Source organism: Roseovarius sp. D22-M7, from assembly GCF_037083785.1.
Classification (GTDB): Bacteria; Pseudomonadota; Alphaproteobacteria; order Rhodobacterales; family Rhodobacteraceae; genus Roseovarius.
The window spans coordinates 1-2,933 of sequence record NZ_JBAPKY010000135.1 but is presented as its reverse complement, the minus strand read 5'-3'; the positions used below and the strand labels follow the sequence as shown (position 1 = coordinate 2,933).

General features: G+C 69.7%; 3 protein-coding genes and 1 pseudogene. All 4 read left to right on the top strand.

Annotated features, from left to right (window positions below; translation table 11 throughout):
• A pseudogene (locus V8324_RS21520) lies at window positions 1–234 on the top strand (IS110 family transposase); the annotation flags it as partial.
• Between the two features lie 18 nt (window positions 235–252).
• On the top strand, window positions 253–708 hold the full coding sequence (locus V8324_RS21515; RefSeq protein WP_336421937.1) for a hypothetical protein: 456 nt from the start codon (window positions 253–255) through the stop codon (window positions 706–708).
• Window positions 709–776: 68 nt separating this feature from the next.
• The gene (locus V8324_RS21510) at window positions 777–935 is read left to right on the top strand and encodes a DUF7697 family protein (RefSeq protein ID WP_336421936.1); all 159 of its coding nucleotides are present in this window, start codon (window positions 777–779) and stop codon (window positions 933–935) included.
• A partial coding sequence (locus tag V8324_RS21505) for a phage tail tape measure C-terminal domain-containing protein (protein ID WP_336421935.1) occupies window positions 928–2,933 on the top strand: 2,006 nt, incomplete at its 3' end. The genes V8324_RS21510 and V8324_RS21505, both read left to right, overlap by 8 nt.

The window sequence follows — 2,933 nt, the reverse complement described above, 5'->3', positions numbered from 1 at the left end:
AGTTGGAAGGGCAAGGCCCGCATCTTCGGCGGCCGCAGCGGGCTGCGCACCATGCTGTTCATGCCGGCGGTCATTGCGACCCGTTACAACGCGCCACTCAGGAAAACCTATCTCGCACTCTATGGCGGCGGAAAGCCTTGGAAGGTCGCCATCACGGCGGTGATGCGCAAGCTCATCGTCCTCGCAAACGCCCTGATCCGCGACAACCGGAAATGGACCGAAATCAACCCTTGATCAAAACGGATACTACTGATGCTGACGCTCGATCTGACGAACGCACCCCGCTGGTATGACCTTGCCCCTGGAGTCCGGGTGCAGCTGCGCCCGCTGACCACCGCGCTGATGGTGGCGACCCGCAGCGATCCGGCTGTGGAGGCTGTGCCCGAGGACGCCTCCGACGAGGAACGCGCGGTGGCTTTCGGCAAGGCGCTGGCGCGGCGGGCTGTGCTCACATGGGAGGGCATCGGTGATGCCGACGGCAATCCCATCGACCCCAGCCCCGAGGCCATCGACGCGCTCCTCGACGTCTGGCCTATCTTCGAGGCTTTCCAGCTGACCTACGTCTCCAATGGCCTGCTGCTGGAGCAGGAAAAAAACGCCTCCGCGCTCTCGCCGAGTGGTCCTTCGGCGGGGGCGAGCGATACTGCCAAGCCTGCCAGCCCTGCGAAGGCCGCGAGCAAGCCTGCCCGGACTGCCCGGCGCGGCTGAACCGGCCGCTGACCCATGAAGGCTGGCAGGTCTGGGATCTTGTCGACCGCCTCGGTGGCCAGCTGCGCGTGCTGCCCGGTGCGGTGATCGGCTGGGACATGACCGCCGCGCTGTCTCTCGGGACAGCCCTCGGTGTCCCACCGCTGGCCATGGCCGAACTGCTGCCCGTCATCGAAGCGGTGATGGTCACCAAACTCAACGAACAGATGGATCACTCCCATGGCTGAGAAACGGGTTAGCGTCCGCCTCGCGGCGACGGGCGGGCGACAGGTGCGCGCTGAGCTCGAGGGCGTGGGCGAGGCCGGCAAGCGCGGGTTCGGGCGGCTCAGCGCGGAGATGGAGGCCGCGAACCGGCGACTGGCCGGCTTTGCACGGAGGGTCCGCGTGGCATCAGCCGCTGCCGTCGCGGCTGCCACAGCGGCGGGCGTGGCCATGGTGCGCTCGGGCCTGCAAACCGTCGATGCGCAGGCCAAGCTGGCGCAATCGCTGGGCACCACGGTCGCCTCGATCCAGACGCTGGAGCGCGCGGGCGAACTGGCCGGCGTGGCCATGTCGGGCATCGAGCAGGCCACCAAGGATCTGACGCGCCGTCTCAGCCAAGCGGCCGCCGGGACCGGCCCGGCCGCCGACGCGCTCGACCGGTTGGGGCTCTCGGCCACCGAGCTGATCGCCCTGCCGCTGGACCAGCGGGTGGGTGCGATCAACGCCGCCATTGAAGACTTCGTGCCGGCCGCCGAGCGCGCAGCCGTCGCGGGCCAGCTCTTCGGCGAGGAAGGCTCCATCGCGATGAGCCGCATCGACAGCGCGACACTGCGCCAGGCAACGCAGGATGTGCGGGATTTCGGCGTCGTGGTCTCCGAGCAGGACGCCGCCCGGATCGAGCGAACCAATGACGCCATCTCGCGCCTCGGCCTGGTCTGGCGCGGGCTCTCGAACCAGCTGGCCGTCGCCGCGGCCCCCGCACTGGAAACCGTCGCCAGTGCCATGGCCGCCGTGGCGCGCACCACCGGCCCGCTGGGCCAGGCCATCCAGGGGCTGTTTGCCAACCTCGGACGGCTGGCCAGTATCGCAGGGAGTTTTGCCGCCTTTCTGGCCGGCCGCTGGGTCGCCGGGCTTGCCGCCGCCGCGCTCTCGGTCCGCGGGCTTGCCACGGCGCTGGTCGTCCTGCGCGGGGCGCTGATCCGCACCGGCATCGGCGCGCTCATCGTCGGCGCGGGGGAGCTGATCTACCAGTTCACCCGCCTCGTGGCGGCGACCGGCGGCATCGGCGAAGCGCTCAGCCTGCTCAAGGACGTGGCGACGGAGGCCTGGGACCGGATCGCGCTGCGCGCCGGCGCCGCCTGGGCGCGGGTTGAGGCTGGCTGGGCCGTGGCGCAGGCCAGTATCTATGACGGTCTGCAAGGCGCCAGCGGTGCTGTCACACGCTGGGCCAATACAACAGTCGGCGCCTTCAAGGGCGCGTTCGACGCGGTCACCAGCACCTGGGGCGCGCTGCCCGGGACCATCGGCGATTTCGCCTTCGGCGCCGCGAACGGGCTCATCGCCGGTGTGGAGGCCATGCTCAACGGCGTCGTCCGCCGCATCAACCGCTTCATCGGTGGCCTCAATGCGGCACTGAACCTGTTGCCGGACTGGGCCGTGGGAGAGGGTGGTGTGCAGATCGGCACGCTCGATCCGGTCGATCTTGGCAGCTTGGACAATCCCTTTGCGGGGGCTGCAGACCGCATGGCGGGCGACATGAAGCGGGCTTTCGAGACCGCCATGTCGCAGACCTATCTTGAGACGCCAGACATTTTGGGGGATGCTGCGGAGGCCGCCCGAGGCCGCGCCGATGGCTACAGTGAGGCGGCCGGGATGCTGTCCGATGCAGCCAGCCGCCCCATGACCGCCTGGCAGGCGCTGCGGGATATGGTCAGAGGTGTGGGCCGCGACAGCGCGGCGGCACTGGAGGAGACGGCCGTCGCCGCCGATGGCGTCACAACGGCGCTGGAAGAGAGCGCCGGGGCCGCCCGCACCGCCGGGTCCGCCACCCAAGACGCCGCTGAGCAAGCGACCTCGGGCTGGCAAACGGCGTCCGACGTGCTGGCGCGTTACGCCCAATCGGCCATGACCACCGGCCAGCAGATCGGCGCGGCGCTCGGGCGGGCCTTCAAGGGCGCCGAAGATGCGCTGGTGGCGTTTGTCACGAAGGGCCGGATGGATTTTCGCGCGCTGGCCGACAGCAT

Excerpts from the sequence above, each read along its gene's own strand:
- V8324_RS21515 (WP_336421937.1), top strand. The coding sequence starts at position 253 with ATGCTGACGCTCGATCTGACGAACGCACCCCGCTGGTATGACCTTGCC.